The organism is Corynebacterium pollutisoli (assembly GCF_900177745.1).
Classification (GTDB): domain Bacteria; phylum Actinomycetota; class Actinomycetes; order Mycobacteriales; family Mycobacteriaceae; genus Corynebacterium; species Corynebacterium pollutisoli.
The window spans coordinates 25480-41291 of the sequence record NZ_FXAR01000008.1 but is presented as its reverse complement, the minus strand read 5'-3'; the positions used below and the strand labels follow the sequence as shown (position 1 = coordinate 41291).

Here is a 15812-nt window from a genome sequence, read left to right as displayed (position 1 = left end):
AGCAACGCCGGGCGTCGTCATTCCGTTTCTGCTGGTGTGACGAACTCCCGCGGCCCCGTCGGGTTCGGTTCCATGACGTCCTCCGCGTCCATGGTGATCTCCCACGGGGCGGCCGGATCGAAGGGCGGGGCGGGTGGGGCCGGAGGTTCCCATTCCGGCAGGACCTGCATCTCGCGCGGCTCGCCGACACCGAGGTCCACGAAGCTCTCGCCGTCGATGACGAAGATCCGGACGCCGAGGGGACCGTCGACGAGCGGGACGTACTCGAGCTGGGCGACCGGCGTGTCGTCGACGAGCACGTCGAGGCCGTCGACGCGGCCGAGGACCTGGCGGTTCTCACCGCCGAGGGTGGCGGGCAGGCGGTACCCCTGGGGCAGGATGCGTGAGCCCTCCGGCAGGGAGGTGCGGGGGACCAGCAGCTCGGGGGAGGGGAGTTCGACCGCGACGTCGAGAAGCCCGCGTTCCTTGTCGATGCACACCCGCGCCCACACCTGCGGCTCCACCTGCGCCGCGTGGAGGTGCTCGAGCTGCGGGAACTGCGCGCGCATCCCCTCCGACAGCGACCCGATGACACCGAACTCCCACCGCACGCGCCAGCCACGGGTGAGGAAGTCCGGCACAAGCACCACCGGAATGAGCGTCCCGGCGGGTTCCATGAGTTCCGCGGTGCGCAGGTGGGAGAACAGAATCGCCTGGTTGACCCGGTCCAGGGGGAGGGAATGGACGTCCTCACCCGCCGGCGGGCGGGGCAGGGGGCAACTCGGAACAGCCATGGGTACAGCCTAGCTGCGCTGGCTAGGCTGGCGGCATGAGAATCCCGCCTGCCGGACTGTTCCTTGTCGCCGCCGGGGCCCAGGCCGCCCTGGGCCGCTTATCGACGCCCCGTCTCCTCCGGGCCGCGCCCCTCCTCGCCGCCTCCGGCGTGCTGGGCGTCGCCGCGGTCGGCGGGTTCCTCCGGGCGGGCACGACCATCGACCCGGTGCGGGTGAACCGCGCCTCGTCGCTGGTCACCGACGGTGTCCTCGGGTACACGCGCAACCCGATGTACCTGGCGTTGGCCGGCGCGCTGACCGCCCACGCCGTGGCCCGCGGATCCTGGGCGGGGCTGCTGCCGGTGGCCGGGTTCGTGTGGGCCGTCGACCGGGGACAGATCGCGGCGGAGGAGGCGGCCCTGCGGGCGCGGTTCGGCCCGGAGTACGAGGCCTACGCGGCCCGGGTGCCGCGCTGGGTCAGGCCCCGATGACTCCGCAGGCGAGGCGGTCGCCCGCGTCACCGGTGCTGGTGGTGTCCTCGTCGACGCCGTCGGTGGCGTAGCGCCCGGGGACGTTGGCGTAGTTGTCCGGACCGGAGTGGATGATGACGGCCGCGCCGTCCCCGTCCGTGAGGTCCGCCAGGGTGAAGCGGTCGGTGAGGAAGGTGAGTTCCGCGTCGCCGGAGTCGGTCACGAGAAGCTGGGGGAGGTCACCGGCGTGGTCGGGGTGGTCGGCACCCGTGGGGTTGAGGTGGCCCCCGGCGGAGAGAAAGTCACCGGTGTCCTCCGGGTCGTCGGGGGCGGCGCTGTCGGTCTCGCAGGTGCCGATCTCGTGGATGTGGAAGCCGTAGAACCCGGGCTCCAGGCCCGAGAACTGTGCGCTGACCTCGACGCCGCCGTCGCGCTCGAGGAACTCCACGGTGCCGATCTCGGCGCCGTCGGCGGTGTTCATCGAGGCGGGCAGCCCTTCGGTCTCCGGGTCCTGCGTGGTGACGGCGGCGCTGCCGTCACTGCCCTCGGCGTCGGTGGTCTCGTTGTCGGTGGCACAGGCGCTGACACCCAGCAGTCCGAGGGCCGACAGGGTGGCGATGGTGGTGCGGTGTCGCATGGGGTTCTCCTTCGGTGGTGGTGTGCCGCCCACCGTACATATAACTAGGCGTGCATGCGTTGCCGGTCGGGGGCGGGCGCGGTTAGCCTCGCGGGCATGGAACTGCGCATCGAACCAGGCGACATCACCACCGTGCACGCCGACGCCATCGTCAACGCCGCGAACTCCGGGCTGCTCGGCGGCGGGGGAGTCGACGGGGCCATCCACCGGGTCGGCGGTCCCGGCATCCTCGCCGAGTGTCGGGAGATCCGCGCCACCACCCACCCCGACGGGCTGCCCGCCGGACAGGCGGTGGCCACCGGCGCAGGTGACCTCCCGGCGCGCTGGGTCATCCACACGGTCGGGCCGGTGTGGTCGGAGACGGAGGACCGGTCGGCCACCCTCGCCTCCTGCTACCGGGAGTCGCTGCGGGTGGCCCGGGAGCTGGGTGCGCGGAGCGTGGCCTTCCCGGCGATCTCCGCCGGGGTGTACGGCTGGCCGATCGACGACGCCGCCCGCCTCGCCGTGACGACGTGCCGGGAGGTCGGGGGTGTCGACGAGGTCATCGTCGTCCCCTTCGGTGCGGAGGCGGAGGAGGCCTTCCGCGCGGCCCTGCGCAATTAGTTAAGGGATTGTTATGGCCCGGCTGAGGCGCTGGTGGGCGGGGGAAACGGGGTGTCGATAAGCGAGATGTCCGGTCACCTTCCGGTGTCGGCGGCCGCGCCGCTGGGCCTATGTTGGAAAGAATAATTGTCTCCTATTCCGACGGGATTTCGATGTGTTGACCCGCTTAGCCTCCTCCCTCCGTCTGAAGACCGACCCAGCGGTGTACTTCGCCACCGTGGGAGCCGTCCTCGCCTTCGTCGTGCTGACCATCGTCGCCGGCGACTGGGTCGGGGACGTCTTCGGTGCCGCCACCACCTGGATCCTGTCGAACCTCGGCTGGTTCTACATCCTCGGTGTGACGGTGTTCCTCATCTTCCTGTTCATCGTCGCCATCAGCCGCTACGGGCACGTCCGTCTCGGCGCCGACGATGAACGCCCCGAGTACCCCACCCTCGTGTGGTTCGCCATGCTCTTCGCCGCCGGTATCGGCACCATCCTCATGTTCTGGGGCGTGGCGGAGCCGATCTCCCACTTCGCCAACCCGCCGATGGGGGAGGTGACGCCCGAATCCACCGAGGCGGCCCGCCAGGCCATCGCCCTCACGCACTACCACTTCGGCCTGCACACGTGGACGATCTTCGCGCTGCCCGCCCTGTGCTTCGCGTACTTCATCTACAAGCGGAAGATGCCGCCGCGCGTCAGCTCGATCTTCTCCCCGCTGCTCGGCTCCCGCGTCTACGGGCCGATCGGCAAGAGCATCGACGTCATCGCGCTCATCGGCACCATCTTCGGCGTGGCCACCTCCGTCGGCCTGGGCACCATGCAGATCAACGCCGGCCTCACCGAGCTCTTCGGACTGACGTACTCGCCGACGGTCCAGGTGATCATCATCGGCATCGTCACCACCATCGCCTGCATCTCCGTCGCCGCCGGCCTCGACCGCGGCATCAAGCTGCTGTCCAACATCAACATCTGGATGGCCATCGCCCTGCTCGTCTTCGTCATCCTCGCGGGCCCCACCGTCATGGTGCTCAAGGGCACCATCGAGTCCTTCGGCATCTACTTCTCCCGCCTCCCGGAACTGGCGTTCTGGAACAACGCCACCCCCAACAGCGCCGACAACGCCACGTGGCAGAACGCGTGGACCGTCTTCTACTGGGCGTGGACCATCACATGGTCACCCTTCGTCGGCATCTTCATCGCCCGCATCAGCCGCGGCCGCACCGTCCGTGAGTTCGTCGCCGGTGTCCTCGGGCTGCCGGTCGCGTTCTCCCTCATCTGGTTCGGCGTGTTCGGCACCTCCTCCTTCCTCATCGAGGAGCAGGACGGCGGCCTCGTCGAACGCGTCGCCGTCGAGGGCGACATCCCGGGCGCGCTCTTCGAGTTCCTGTCCAACTACCCGGCCGCGACGTTCATGTCCGGCCTCGGCATCCTCATCGTCGTCATCTTCTTCACCACCTCCGTCGACTCCGCGGCGATGGTCACCGACATGATCGCCTCCGGCAAGGAACCCGCCTTCGCGCCCACCCACCAGAAGGTCACGTGGGCCGTGCTCATGGGGGCGGTCGCCGCCGTCCTCCTCGCCGCCACCGGTGAAGGCGGACTCTCCGCCCTGCAGCAGATCATCATCGTCATCGGCCTGCCGTTCTTCGTCATGGGCTTCATCATGATGTTCAGCCTCGGTGTGGCCCTGCGGAACGACCTCGGCGACCCCGTACCCACCGTCACCCGCCAGTGGACCTCCGCCGCGACCGCCGAGGAATGGGAGGAGATGGAGCAGACCCCCTCGCCCGAACCGATCGGCCCCATCCACCACATCCCCGACGAGGAGGGCGAGGCCATCAACCCGGCCGTCGTCGGTGCGGTGCTCGAGGAGTACTCGCGGCAGCAGGACGGTGACGGTGACGGTGACGGTGACGGTGATTACGACGTGCGGATCGTCGAGGAGACGGAACCGGAGGGACGTCGATAAGCAACGATGCATGTGTAGGTTGGGGGCATGACGACACGACTCGAACAAGGCCTCACCTTCCTCCGCTCCGGCTACCTCTTCGCCTCCCGCATCCGCCAGAAGGCCGGGGTGGCCGCCACCTCGCACGCCCCCGTGACGCTCACCATGCTGGGTAAGACCACCCACCTGGTGCGCGGCGCGGAGGGCGTGCGCCTCTTCTACGACTCCACCCGCATCAAGCGCGACGGCGCAATGCCCAAGTTCATCCAGGTCCCCCTGTTCGGCAACGGGGCCGTGCACACCCTCGACGGCGAGGAGCACCAGGTCCGCAAGAAGGCCATGGCCGACCTCGCCTACGACGACGCCCGCGTCGTCGACTTCACCGACCTCGTGGGCGACGAGCTGGAGAACACCCACCGCCGCTGGATCGCCGACGGCGGCACCGTCCACGAGGACACCGCCGTCGCCTTCGGCCGCGCCGCCTTCCGCTGGGCGGGCATCCCCCTGTCCGACGAGGAGATGGACCGCCGTGCCCGGCAGATGAACCGCCTCCTCGACACCTTCGGCCGCCTGCGCACCAACCCGGTCGCCGCGTTCGAACGCCGACGCCTCAACAAGTGGGCGACCGGGCTCATCGAGCAGGTCCGCGCCGGCGACATCGAGGCCCCCGCCGACTCCGTCCTCGCCCACATGGCCGACCTGCGGGGCATCGACGGGGAGCGTGTCGACGCCGCCGTCGCCGGTGTCGAGCTCCAGAACCTCACCCGCCCCACCGTCGCCGTCGGCCGCTTCGCCGCCTTCGCCGCCACCACCCTCGTCGAACACCCCGAGTGGGCCGAACGCATCCGCGCCGCCGCCGGCGACCGCCTCACCGACGTCCCCGAGGCCGTCGCCTTCGCCCAGGAGGTGCGCCGCACCCACCCCTTCGTCCCCATGCTCCCCGGCCTGCTCACCCAGGACACCGAACTGTCCGGCTGCCCCATGAAGAAGGGGCAGCGGGTGCTGCTCGACTTCGTCGGCACCCTCACCAGCCCGCGGGAGTGGGACAACGCCGCCTCCTTCGACCCGGAGCGCTTCCTGCCCTACGACGGAGTGGAGGAGGCCGAGGCGATCGAGGCGTTCATCCCGCAGGGCGGCGCGGGCGTCTACACCGGCCACCGCTGCCCCGGTGAAAAGATCGCCGTCGCCGCCCTGTCCGCCGCGATCGTCCTGCTCACCCGGCCCACCGTGGAGATCTCCACCGACGTCGAGGACCTCACCTTCCCGTGGACGCAGATGCTCACCCGCCCGGCCACCGGCGTGCGCATCCAGGCCGCGACCGTGTGATCCCGGATACACTCGGGAGGGACATCCACCACTGCTGAAAGGGGATCTCCCGTGAGCGACTTCGCAGGTCAGACCATCATCGTGACCGGTGCCGGCTCCGGCATCGGCCGCTCCACCGCACTGCAGCTCGCCGAGCGCGGCGCCCACGTCATCGTCGCCGACATCTCCGACACCGCCCACGGCGTCGTCGAGGAGATCACCGGGGCCGGCGGGCAGGCCACCGCCGCCATCGGCGACATCTCGGATCAGGGGGTCGTCGACAAGCTTGTCGACGCCGCCGTCGCCACCGGCGGCCGCCTCGGTCTGGTGAACAACGCCGGCATCATGGACCAGTTCGCCGGCGCCGCCACCACCGACGACGTCCAGTGGGAGCGCTGCCTGCGCATCAACCTCACCGCCCCGTTCCTGCTCACCCGCGCCGTGCTGCCGCACATGCTGGCCGCGGGTGGCGGGGCGATCGTCAACCTGGGCTCCGCGGCGTCGATCCGCGGCGCGGCCGCCGGGGCCGCCTACACCGCCTCCAAGCACGGCGTCACCGGCCTGACGAAGAACACCGCCTACACCTACGGCCGCGAGAACATCCGCTGCAACCTCGTCGCCCCTGGCGGCGTGGAGACCAACATCATGACCACCTCGGCCACCGACACCGAGATCGACCCGGCGAACGGCCTCGCCGCGATCACCCCCATCCACCAGGGGGCGATCCGCAACGCCACGCCGGAGGAACTCGCCGGACCCATTGTGTTCCTGCTCTCCGACGCTGCCTCCGACGTCAACGGTGCCATCATCCCCGTCGACGGGGGCTGGGCCGCCGGCTAGGAGGCCACGTACCCGGCGAGGTGGCGGCCCGTCAGGGTCGAGCCGTCGGCGATCATCTCGGCGGGGGTGCCGGTGAAGGTGATCTCGCCGCCGTCAGACCCCGCGCCGGGGCCGAGGTCGATGACGTGGTCGGCGTGGGCCACCACCGCCAGGTGGTGCTCGATGCACACCACCGACTTCCCGGCGTCGACCATGCGGTCGAGCAGCGCCAGCAGCTTGTCGACGTCCGCCAGGTGCAGCCCCGTCGTCGGCTCGTCGAGGATGAACACCGTCGCCTTCTCCGCCAGGTGGGAGGCCAGCTTGAGGCGCTGACGCTCACCGCCCGACAGGGTGGTCAGCGGCTGGCCGAGGGTGATGTAGCCCAGGCCCACGTCGACAAGCCGCCCGCAGATCCGCGCGGCGGCCGGCACCTTCGAATCCGGGGCGGTGAAGAACTCGGCCGCCTCCGCCGCGGGCATCTGCAGCACCTCGGCGATGTCCTTGCCGCCGAAGCGGTAGTCGAGGACGGCCTCGTCGAAACGCCGCCCCTCACACACCTCACACGGCAGGTCCACACCCGACATGATGCCCAGGTCCACGTAGACCACACCGGCGCCCCTGCAGTTGGGGCACGCGCCCTCTGAGTTGGGGGAGAACAGCGCCGGCTTCACCCCGTGCGCCTTGGCGAAGGCCTTGCGGATCGGCTCGAGCGCGCCGGTGTACGTCGCCGGGTTGGAGCGCCGCGAACCGCGGATGGGCGACTGGTCGACGAACACCGTCGTCTCCGCGCGAGGCAGCTCCGCGATGAGCGAGGACTTGCCGGAACCCGCCACACCCGTGACGGCGGTGAGCACACCGAGGGGGATGTCGACGTCGACGTCGCGCAGGTTGTTGCGGCTCGCCCCGCGCACCTCGATCGCACCCGTCGGAGTGCGCGTCTCCGCTTTCACCGAGACCCGGTCGTCGAGGTGCCGCCCGGTGAGGGTGTCGGAGGCGCGCAGCTCATCCACCGTGCCCTCGAACTGGATGAGGCCGCCGTCGCGCCCGGCGTGGGGGCCGAGATCGATGACGTGGTCGGCGATGGCGATGGTCTCCGGCTTGTGCTCGACGACGAGGACGGTGTTTCCCTTGTCGCGCAGCTCCAGGAGGAGGGAGTTCATGCGCTCGATGTCGTGGGGGTGCAGGCCCGCGGTGGGCTCGTCGAAGACGTAGGTGACGTCGGTGAGCGCCGAGCCGAGGTGGCGGATCATGCGGGTGCGCTGCGCCTCACCGCCCGACAGGGTGCCGGCGGGGCGGTCGAGGGTGAGGTAGCCGAGTCCGATATCGGTGAAGTTCGCCAGGGTCTCGCGCAGGGCGTCGACGAGCGGGGCCACCGACGGTGCCGACACCCCCTCCATCCACGCGGCCAGCTCGCGGATCTCCATGGCGCACAACTCCGCGATGTTCCTCCCCTCGATCCGGGAGTCCAGTGCGTGCTGCGCCAGGCGGGTGCCGCCGCACGAGGGGCAGGCGATGAAGGTGACGGCCCGGTCGACGAACTCGCCCATCGCCTTCTGCATCGAGTCGCGGTCCTTGCTGAGGATCGACTTCTCCACCCGCGGCACGAGCCCCTCGTAGGTGTAGTTGAAGCCGTTGAACTTGACCTTCCGCGGCTCGGAGTGGAGCAGGATGTCGCGCTGCTCGGCGGTGAACTCCTTCACCGGGACGTCCGCCGGCACGAGCCCGGTCTCGGCGAAGGTCTTCCACGCCCAGCCGTCGACCTTGTAGCCGGGGACGAGGATGGCGCCGTCGCGGAGGGAGAGGCTGTCGTCGACAAGCTCGCTGAGCAGGATGTCGGAGATGCGGCCGGTGCCCTCGCACTCGGGGCACATGCCGCCGGTGCGCCTGAACTCGACGCGTTCCTTCTTCCCACCCTGCACGGAGATGGCCCCGGCCGCGGAGACCGAGGGCACGTTGAAGGAGTACGCGCCGGGCCCGCCCGCCGGGGGATGGGCGATCCGGGAGAAGAGGATGCGCAGCATCGCGGTGGCGTCGGTGGCGGTGCCGACGGTGGAGCGCGAGTTCGCGCCCATCGGCTCCTGGTCGACGATGATGGCGGTGGTGATGCCCTCGAGGCGGTCGACGTCGGGGCGGGCCAGCGTCGGCATGAAGCCCTGGACGAAGGTGGAGTACGTCTCGTTGATCAGTCGCTGGGATTCGGCGGCGATGGTGCCGAACACCAGGGAGGACTTGCCCGAGCCGGAGACGCCGGTGAAGACGGTGAGGCGGCGCTTGGGGATCTCCACGCTCACCCCGCGCAGGTTGTTGACGTGCGCGCCGGTCACGCGGATGACGTCAGGGGACATGATGGGTCCATGCCTCGGTGCCGAACTTCTCGGTGACGAGCTGCTCGGCGGCGGCCAGGTCGGCGTCGCTGAGCGCGGCGGGCACGGCACCGTAGCGGTTGGAGAACTCGGAGATCATCGTCGCGATGATCTCCTCGCGCGGGGCACCGGTCTGGCGGCGCAGCGGGTCGACGCGCTTCTTCGCCGACCGCAGTCCCTTCGACGCCAGCTTCACCTTGCCGACGCGCAGGACCTCCATCATCTTGTCAGCGTCGATGTCGTAGCTCATCGTCGCATGGTGCAGGACGGCCCCCTTGCGGCGTTTCTGGGCGGCGCCGCCGATCTTGCCGCCGTCGGAGGTGATGTCGTTGATGGGCTCGTACCAGGCGTTGACGCCGTGGCGGGCGAGCGCGCCCAGCACCCACTGGTCGAGGTAGGCGTAGGAGTCCTCGTAGGACAGGCCCGCCACCATCGACTCCGGCACGTAGAGGGAGTAGGTGATGCAGTTGCCGCCCTCCATGAACATCGCCCCGCCGCCGGAGATGCGGCGCACCACCTGGATGTCGTGCCTGTCGACGCCCTCCTGCTCCACCTCGTTGACGTACGACTGGTAGGAGCCGATCACCGCCGCCTTGTCCTCCCACTCCCAGAAACGCAGCGTCGGCCCGCGCTCCCCGGCGGCGACCTGGTTGAGCATCACCTCGTCGAGGGCGACGTTGACCTGCGTCGGCAGCGGTCCGGGGTGGATGACCTCCCAGGAGTGGTCGGTGAAGTCGGTGCCGCCGGCGACGGCGCGTTTGACGGCGACGGCGACATCCCGCGTCGTGAAGCCGTGGAGGGCGAGGTCCTCGAACCCGGCGAGGGCGGCGTCGAGACGCCCCTGCAGATCCTCCGTGGACTCGCTTATCGACGCCCCCGTCAGCGCCGGGCCGAGCGCCCCGTACGCCTCGTCCGGCTCGAGGAAGAAATCGCCGGAGATCTGCGCTGCGGTGATCCGGCCGTCGTCGGTGTGCACGTCCGCGACGACGAGCTTGCCGCCGGGGACCTTGATCTCGAAGTGCTGGTGCATACCGCCCCAGGGTAGCGGAGGTGGTACCAAGGAGGTCATGGAGTTCAACCCGGAGAATCTGGTCCACCTCGACACCCAGGAGGTGGCTCTGGTGTGCGGCCCCGAGGGGTGCACGCCGGTGAATGACGATGCTGATTAACATCGCGCTGGTCCTCCTCTTCATCCTCATCGGCGGCATCTTCGCCGCCACCGAGATGGCGCTGGTGAGCCTGCGCGAATCGCAGATCCGGCAGCTGGAACGCGGCACGGGGGCCGCACAGACCGTCGCCCGCCTGGCCCGCGACTCGGGGCTGTTCCTCTCCGCCGTGCAGATCGGTGTGACGTTCGCCGGGTTCTTCTCCTCGGCGTTCGGCGCGTCGACGATCGCCCCGCAGATCGCCCCGTACCTGGGGGAGGCGGGGCTGGGGGAGACGGCGGCGTCGATGAGCGCGCTCGTGCTCATGACCATCCTCATCTCATATCTCTCCCTCGTGCTCGGGGAGCTGGTGCCCAAGCGCATCGCCATGCAGAAGGCGCAGCGCGTCAGCCTGGTGGTCGCCCCGCCGCTCAAGGTGTTCGCCACCCTCATGCGGCCGGTCATCTGGATCGTCGACACCTCCTCCGCCGGCATCCTGCGGCTGCTCGGCATCGACCCGGACGCCCGCACCTCCGCGATGACGATGGAGGAGGTGCGTGACATCGTCACCTCCCACGAGGGCATCGACGAACGCCAACGCGAGATCGTCGACGACGTCTTCGACGCCGGTGAAAGAATCGTCGGCGAGGTCATGCAGCACCGCTCGGACACCGTCGCCTACCGGGGGGACCTCACGCTCGGGGAGGTCACCGCCGACATCACCGGGCGGCCCTACTCGCGCTACCCCGTCTACGGTGAATCCATGGACGACATCATCGGCTTCGTCCACGTCCGCGATCTGCTCGAACACCAGGGGCGCGCCGCAGAACCCATCAGCCGTTTCGTCCGGCCCATCGCCTCCTTCCCGGGATCCATCCGCCTGCCGGAGGCGATGGCGCACATGCGCGCGTCCGGGCAGCACATCGCCATGGTCGTCGACGAGTACGGCGGCACCGACGGCATGGTCACCCTCGAGGACCTGCTCGAGGAGCTCGTCGGCGAGATCTGGGACGAGTACGACGCCGCCCCGCGCCGCGAGTTCCTCCAGCTCCACGAGTCCCGCCGCTTCGCCGGCGCCACCAACCTCGAGGACTTCGCCGACGACACCGGGGTCGTGCTCCCCGACGGCCCCTACGAGACCGTCGCCGGCTGGGTGCTCACCCGCCTCGGGCGCCTGGGGCGCGTCGGCGACGTCGTCGTCGTGCCGTCCGGACTCACCGAGGACCCCGCCGACGACACCGACCCCGTCCGCTACGAGCTCGAGATCGTCGAGGTCGTGGGCAACCGCATCGTCGCAGTCGAGCTCCGCAAGGCGACCGCGTAGAGTCAACCGGCATGTACGACCTCCCCACCGTTCTCACCGCCTTCGGACTGACCCTCTTCGCCGGTCTGGCGACGGGCATCGGTGGACTCATCGCCGTGATGAAGAACAACCCCGGCAAACGCTTCATGGCCGGGGCCCTCGGCTTCTCGACGGGCGTCATGCTCTACGTCTCCTTCATGGAGATCCTGCCGAAGGCCTTCGAGGAGCTGGGGACGGCCTGGGGGGAGCGCGGTGGGGCGTGGGCGGCGGTGGCCGCCTTTTTCGTCGGCATCGCCGTCATCGCCGTCATCGACCGCCTCGTGCCCGAGCCCATCAACCCCCACGAGCGTGGCATCGGTGAGGATCCGCAGAAAGCGGCCCAGCGGCGCCGGATGATGAAGATGGGGATGTTCACCGCGGGGGCGATCGCGATCCACAACTTCCCCGAGGGGTTCGCCACGTTCATCGCGGGCCTCGAGGACCTCTCCATCGCGGTGCCGGTGGCGGTGGCGATCGCCATCCACAATATCCCCGAGGGCGTGGCCGTCGCCGTGCCCATCCGCCAGGCCACCGGATCGCGGCGCAAGGCCCTCAACTGGGCGACCCTGTCCGGCCTGGCGGAGCCCGCCGGTGCCCTCATCGGCTTCGCGTTGCTCATGCCGTTCATGGGGCCGGCGGCGCTGGGCCTGTCGTTCGCGGCGATTGCCGGAATCATGGTCTTCATCTGCCTCGACGAGCTGCTGCCCACCGCCGTCGCCACGGGCCGTCATCACACCGCCATCTACGGTGTCATCCTCGGCATGGGCGTGATGGCGGCATCTTTGCTGCTCATGATGTGACTGTCAACCGGTCGACGGGCAGGAATGCCGGTTTCTGTGGATAACCGACGGTTGTCCACAGGCGCGGTCGGATGCTTGTCGACGTCCCCGTGATCGACGCTTATCGTCCGGGGCATGAGACCTGCCGAGATGATGCGCGCCCTGGCCACCCGGGGCATGGAGCTGCTGGAGGACATCGCCTCCGGTGCTGCCCCGCGCGCCCATCTCGGCCAGTCCTCCTCCACGGCCGGCTCCTGGGAGCGCCTGGCCGGGGTGTACTTCGGGCCGACCAGGCAGAAGAAGCTGCAGGCCGCGGCGGTGACTGCGGGGCGTGGGCTGCCGGTGGCGGCGATCGAGAGGATCGAGAAGCACCTGCGCAAGCTGTCTCGGAAGGCCGCGGTGTCGGAGTGGGAACTGCGCGTCGAGCTGTGCGGCCTGCGCGGCACCGTCGACGAGATCGACCGGGAGGCGGCAGCCCGGGTCTACGCCCACAACCGGCAGGTCCCCGGTACCGACAACCGCGGCCTGCGCGCCTTCCGCGGCGGCAAGAACGTCGACGCCCAGGGTATGTCCACCGCGACACTGACACTCCCGGCCGGCGACATGGCCCGCTACAAGGCGCACCTGCAGGTCACCGCCGACAAGTTGCGGGAGGCGGACCCGTCGCTCGACTGGACGCGGGCGATGGCCGACGCCGCCTACCAGCACGGCGTCGGCGGCGGCCAGGCCGGCAACCCGCCGCCCCCGGTGCCCTTCGGCGTCATGCGCGCACCCGACTACGTCACCTACGCCCGGGGCGAGGGCGGCGACACCGTCTTCGGCCTCAGCGACGGCACGACCATCACGGGCCGGGAATGGGTCGAGAAGGGCTTCGCCGAACTCGGGTACGTCGGGATCTTCGACCCCGTCGAGGGCGGCATCGACCTGTACCGGGAGTCACGCTTCGCCAACGACAAACAACGGATGCTCCTCAAGGCCGAGACCCTCGTGTGCCCCTACCCGGAGTGCACCACCCCGGCCGATGAGTGCCAGTTCCACCACCTCACCGCCTGGGAGTACGAGGGGGAGACGAACCTCGCGAACATGACCGCCGCCTGTCGGGTGCACAACGGGCGGAACGACGATGACCCCCACGCCCCACCCCGCAACGGACGCTTCGAACGGGAACCCGGCGGCGTCGTCTTCCACCCACCCGACGGTGGACCACCCCGGGTGAACCGACATCCCCAGCGGAGACTCTCCGCCATGGGGCTACTCGCCGCGCCGTGAGCGCCAGGGGCGGTGGGCGAGCAGATAGGCCCCCACGGCCCCGGACAGCAGGAGCGGGATCAACCACAGTGGAGCCCACGTCAGCTCCCACGCGATGACCGCCGCGAACAGCGGTGCCTTCTGCATGACCGCCAGCACCATCGCGGCACCGAGGACGGCGAGGACGGGAATGGTGGCGGGCGGGGCGTCGATGAGCACGCCGGAGGCGGCCCCCAACGCGGCACCGACCGCCAGGGCCGGCGTCAGCGTGCCGCCGATCGCACCCGAGCCGAGGGAGGCGGCGGTGAGCAGCGGCTTCACCAGGAGAAGGGTGAGCAGCAGCGGCAGCGCGGTGACCGGGTCGAGGGCCGAGCGGACGATATCTTCACCGTTACCGGTGACCCCGGGCAGGAACTGGGAGACGGTGACCACGCCGGCGGTCGCCGCGCCGACGCTGAGGGGGAGCCAGCGGGGATCGACGACCTTCCACGTGTGGGCGGAGCGCAAGAGGGTGAGGAAGGTCCGGCCGACGACCACCGCCGCCAGCAGCAGCGGCACGAACACCCACAGGACGCGCGCGTCGAAGGGGGAGTCCGGCACCCAGTAGACGGAGTGGTTGCCGACGATCGGCCACGCCGTCACCGTCGCCACCCCGGACATCGTCGCCGTGATGAGCAGGGCCCGCCCGCTGCGGCGCACCGGCATGGCCTCGAGGGTGAAGAGGATGCCCGCCACGGGCACGTTGTACACGGCGGCCAGGCCTGCGCCGGCGGCGGCCGCAACGAGCAGGCGGCGATGGTCCTCGGCGATCCGCACCACGCGGGAGATCCGGTCGAGGACGGCCGCCGACGCCTGGCGCGGCGCCTGCTCCCTGCCCAGGGAGATGCCGGATCCGACGGCGAGCAGCTGCAGGAGGGCGTCGGTGAACGTGCGTCCGAGGGGGAGCGGGGTGTCCGTGGTGGCGGACTCCTCGACACTGCGGACCGGGCCCCGGCGACGCAGCCACCACCAGCCGAGGCCGGCGAGGACACCGCCGAGCGCGGCGGCGGCGACAGGATGGAGGGGGCCGTCGCCGACGAGCAGATGGATCCGGTGAATGAGCCACGCCATCGCCCCACCGATGAGACCGGCGGCCACGCCACCGGTGAGGGTCACCAGGGTGAGGGCTGCCAGGGCGCGGAACATAAATTCAGGGTAACCCGGGGTGGGACTCGGTGAGTCGGTAGGCGACGAGCGCCGTCACCAGCCCCGAGAGGACGGCGGCCGCCCACACGGCGCTGTGCAGGCCGAGGGCGTCGGCGGTGAGGCCGCCGAGGAGTGCGCCCGCGGTGTATCCGAGGTCGCGCCAGACGCGATAGACACCGACCGCCCGGCCGCGCCACGCGGGGTCGGCGACATCACCGATGACGGCGAGGAGCGCCGGGTAGACCATGGCTGATCCGAGGCCGAGCAGTATGGTGCCGGCGACCCAGCCGCCCATCCCCTCCGACCAGGCGATGACCGCCGGGGCGCCCGCCTGCAGTGCCATGCCGCCGACGACGAGGGGTTTGCGGCCGATGTGGTCGGAGATCCAGCCGGTGGCCAGCTGCCCGAGTCCCCACACGAGCGGGTAGAGCGCCACGAGCAGGCCGATCTGTCCCAGGCTCAGTCCGGCGCCGGCGAAGAGCAGGGGGAAGACGCCCCAGGACAGGCCGAAGTTGAGGTTGCTGGCCATGCCCACCACGCTGGCCGAGGACAGGGCGGGGTGGCGCCAGGTGACGTCGGCGATGATCGCGGTGTTGCTCAGGTTGGCGCGGCCGGACGGTGCCTCGAGGGCGACGTGGCCGCGGGTCTCGTGGACGAGGAGGGCGACTATCACCAGGGCCAGCACGGCGTAGGCCACGCCGAGGAGGAAGGGGGCCGGGCGCAGGCCGTACTGGGCGGCGAGCATGCCTGCGGCCAGGGAGGTGAGGGAGACGGCGAGGTAACCGGCGGCCTCGTTGAGTCCCATGGCCAGGCCGCGTTGGCGGGGTCCGACGAGGTCGATCTTCATGGTGACCGTCGTCGACCAGGCCAGTCCCTGGTTGATGCCGAGGAGGACGTTGGCCACGATGATCCACTCCCAGGACGGGGCCCGCATGATGAGCAGGGGGACGGGGAGGCCGAGGATCCAGCCGGTGAGGAGGACGGGTTTGCGTCCGTGGCGGTCGGAGAGGACGCCGGCGACGTAGGCGAAGACGTAGGAGTAGCCGGTGAGGGAGAAGACCTGTTCGGCGAGGAGGTGGAGTGTGGTCTGTTGTTGGCCGACCATGCCGCCGACGAGGGCGTTGACGATGACGAGCAGGGTGAACTGGGCGGCGTTCTCGCGCAGTCCGAGGCGGGGTGGGTGGACGATGTCGGCATCCTCAACTATTCAACGAAATAGTTGAACAGTGCG

Annotated in this window: 15 protein-coding genes; 9 read left to right on the top strand and 6 right to left on the bottom strand. The window is 70.1% G+C overall.

Features of this window, described 5'->3' with window-relative positions; all coding sequences use genetic code 11:
• Positions 1-17: 17 nt before the first annotated feature.
• Positions 18-773, bottom strand: a complete 756-nt coding sequence (locus B9Y70_RS10470; RefSeq protein ID WP_085550222.1) for a hypothetical protein — start codon at positions 771-773, stop codon at positions 18-20.
• A 35-nt stretch (positions 774-808) separates the two neighbouring features.
• Here B9Y70_RS10470 and B9Y70_RS10465 point away from each other — a divergent pair, with 35 nt between their 5' ends.
• Positions 809-1243: a methyltransferase family protein gene (locus tag B9Y70_RS10465; protein ID WP_085550221.1), complete on the top strand. Its 435-nt coding sequence runs from the start codon at positions 809-811 to the stop codon at positions 1241-1243.
• Here the strand turns inward: B9Y70_RS10465 and B9Y70_RS10460 are convergent.
• A complete protein-coding gene (locus B9Y70_RS10460; protein WP_085550220.1) occupies positions 1230-1859 on the bottom strand; it encodes a superoxide dismutase family protein in 630 nt (209 codons plus the stop codon). The two genes, B9Y70_RS10465 and B9Y70_RS10460, sit on opposite strands and share 14 nt — an antisense overlap.
• Before the next feature lie 96 nt (positions 1860-1955).
• Between B9Y70_RS10460 and B9Y70_RS10455 the strand changes: the two genes are divergently transcribed.
• The 4 genes from B9Y70_RS10455 to B9Y70_RS10440 all read left to right on the top strand — a co-directional run bounded on the left by B9Y70_RS10455 (position 1956) and on the right by B9Y70_RS10440 (position 6540).
• Positions 1956-2462 (top strand): O-acetyl-ADP-ribose deacetylase, encoded by a 507-nt coding sequence (locus B9Y70_RS10455; protein WP_085550219.1) that lies wholly within the window; start codon positions 1956-1958, stop codon positions 2460-2462.
• Positions 2463-2616: 154 nt separating this feature from the next.
• Positions 2617-4416 (top strand): BCCT family transporter, encoded by a 1800-nt coding sequence (locus tag B9Y70_RS10450; RefSeq protein WP_085550218.1) that lies wholly within the window; start codon positions 2617-2619, stop codon positions 4414-4416.
• 27 nt (positions 4417-4443) lie between these two features.
• A complete protein-coding gene (locus tag B9Y70_RS10445) occupies positions 4444-5721 on the top strand; it encodes a cytochrome P450 (RefSeq protein ID WP_085550217.1) in 1278 nt (425 codons plus the stop codon).
• A 51-nt stretch (positions 5722-5772) separates the two neighbouring features.
• A complete protein-coding gene (locus B9Y70_RS10440; protein ID WP_085550216.1) occupies positions 5773-6540 on the top strand; it encodes an SDR family NAD(P)-dependent oxidoreductase in 768 nt (255 codons plus the stop codon).
• On the opposite strand, the gene B9Y70_RS10435 is transcribed toward B9Y70_RS10440, so the two are convergent.
• Positions 6537-8864: an ATP-binding cassette domain-containing protein gene (locus B9Y70_RS10435; RefSeq protein ID WP_085550215.1), complete on the bottom strand. Its 2328-nt coding sequence runs from the start codon at positions 8862-8864 to the stop codon at positions 6537-6539. The genes B9Y70_RS10440 and B9Y70_RS10435 overlap by 4 nt on opposite strands.
• Complete coding sequence (locus B9Y70_RS10430; protein WP_085550214.1) at positions 8854-9912, bottom strand: lipoate-protein ligase small subunit; 1059 nt, start codon at positions 9910-9912, stop codon at positions 8854-8856. The genes B9Y70_RS10435 and B9Y70_RS10430 overlap by 11 nt, the downstream gene beginning before the upstream one ends.
• Positions 9913-10034: 122 nt before the next feature.
• Here B9Y70_RS10430 and B9Y70_RS10425 point away from each other — a divergent pair, with 122 nt between their 5' ends.
• The 3 genes from B9Y70_RS10425 to B9Y70_RS10415 all read left to right on the top strand — a co-directional run bounded on the left by B9Y70_RS10425 (position 10035) and on the right by B9Y70_RS10415 (position 13417).
• Positions 10035-11351 carry a hemolysin family protein gene (locus B9Y70_RS10425; protein ID WP_085550213.1) on the top strand — a complete coding sequence of 439 codons (1317 nt, stop codon included), beginning with the start codon at positions 10035-10037 and terminating at the stop codon, positions 11349-11351.
• Between the two features lie 11 nt (positions 11352-11362).
• Positions 11363-12169, top strand: a complete 807-nt coding sequence (gene zupT, locus B9Y70_RS10420) for a zinc transporter ZupT (RefSeq protein ID WP_085550212.1) — start codon at positions 11363-11365, stop codon at positions 12167-12169.
• Between the two features lie 114 nt (positions 12170-12283).
• Positions 12284-13417, top strand: coding sequence for an HNH endonuclease signature motif containing protein (locus tag B9Y70_RS10415; RefSeq protein ID WP_143337614.1), 1134 nt, complete (start codon positions 12284-12286; stop codon positions 13415-13417).
• Here the strand turns inward: B9Y70_RS10415 and B9Y70_RS10410 are convergent.
• Positions 13400-14581, bottom strand: a complete 1182-nt coding sequence (locus tag B9Y70_RS10410) for a chloride channel protein (protein ID WP_085550210.1) — start codon at positions 14579-14581, stop codon at positions 13400-13402. The genes B9Y70_RS10415 and B9Y70_RS10410 overlap by 18 nt on opposite strands.
• A 4-nt stretch (positions 14582-14585) precedes the next feature.
• Positions 14586-15686 (bottom strand): MFS transporter, encoded by a 1101-nt coding sequence (locus B9Y70_RS10405; protein ID WP_085550209.1) that lies wholly within the window; start codon positions 15684-15686, stop codon positions 14586-14588.
• Between B9Y70_RS10405 and B9Y70_RS13155 the strand changes: the two genes are divergently transcribed.
• Positions 15672-15800, top strand: a complete 129-nt coding sequence (locus B9Y70_RS13155; protein WP_275886741.1) for a hypothetical protein — start codon at positions 15672-15674, stop codon at positions 15798-15800. The two genes, B9Y70_RS10405 and B9Y70_RS13155, sit on opposite strands and share 15 nt — an antisense overlap.
• Positions 15801-15812: the final 12 nt, after the last annotated feature.

What these genes read in the sequence shown, in the direction of transcription:
- B9Y70_RS10435 (WP_085550215.1), bottom strand. Translation starts at nt 8,864, where the DNA reads ATGTCCCCTGACGTCATCCGCGTGACCGGCGCGCACGTCAACAACCTG.
- B9Y70_RS10465 (WP_085550221.1), top strand. Translation starts at nt 809, where the DNA reads ATGAGAATCCCGCCTGCCGGACTGTTCCTTGTCGCCGCCGGGGCCCAG.
- B9Y70_RS10430 (WP_085550214.1), bottom strand. Translation starts at nt 9,912, where the DNA reads ATGCACCAGCACTTCGAGATCAAGGTCCCCGGCGGCAAGCTCGTCGTC.
- B9Y70_RS10415 (WP_143337614.1), top strand. Translation starts at nt 12,284, where the DNA reads ATGAGACCTGCCGAGATGATGCGCGCCCTGGCCACCCGGGGCATGGAG.
- B9Y70_RS10410 (WP_085550210.1), bottom strand. Translation starts at nt 14,581, where the DNA reads ATGTTCCGCGCCCTGGCAGCCCTCACCCTGGTGACCCTCACCGGTGGC.
- B9Y70_RS10455 (WP_085550219.1), top strand. Translation starts at nt 1,956, where the DNA reads ATGGAACTGCGCATCGAACCAGGCGACATCACCACCGTGCACGCCGAC.
- B9Y70_RS10425 (WP_085550213.1), top strand. Translation starts at nt 10,035, where the DNA reads ATGACGATGCTGATTAACATCGCGCTGGTCCTCCTCTTCATCCTCATC.
- B9Y70_RS10470 (WP_085550222.1), bottom strand. Translation starts at nt 773, where the DNA reads ATGGCTGTTCCGAGTTGCCCCCTGCCCCGCCCGCCGGCGGGTGAGGAC.
- B9Y70_RS10445 (WP_085550217.1), top strand. Translation starts at nt 4,444, where the DNA reads ATGACGACACGACTCGAACAAGGCCTCACCTTCCTCCGCTCCGGCTAC.
- B9Y70_RS10460 (WP_085550220.1), bottom strand. Translation starts at nt 1,859, where the DNA reads ATGCGACACCGCACCACCATCGCCACCCTGTCGGCCCTCGGACTGCTG.
- zupT (WP_085550212.1), top strand. Translation starts at nt 11,363, where the DNA reads ATGTACGACCTCCCCACCGTTCTCACCGCCTTCGGACTGACCCTCTTC.
- B9Y70_RS10405 (WP_085550209.1), bottom strand. Translation starts at nt 15,686, where the DNA reads ATGGTCGGCCAACAACAGACCACACTCCACCTCCTCGCCGAACAGGTC.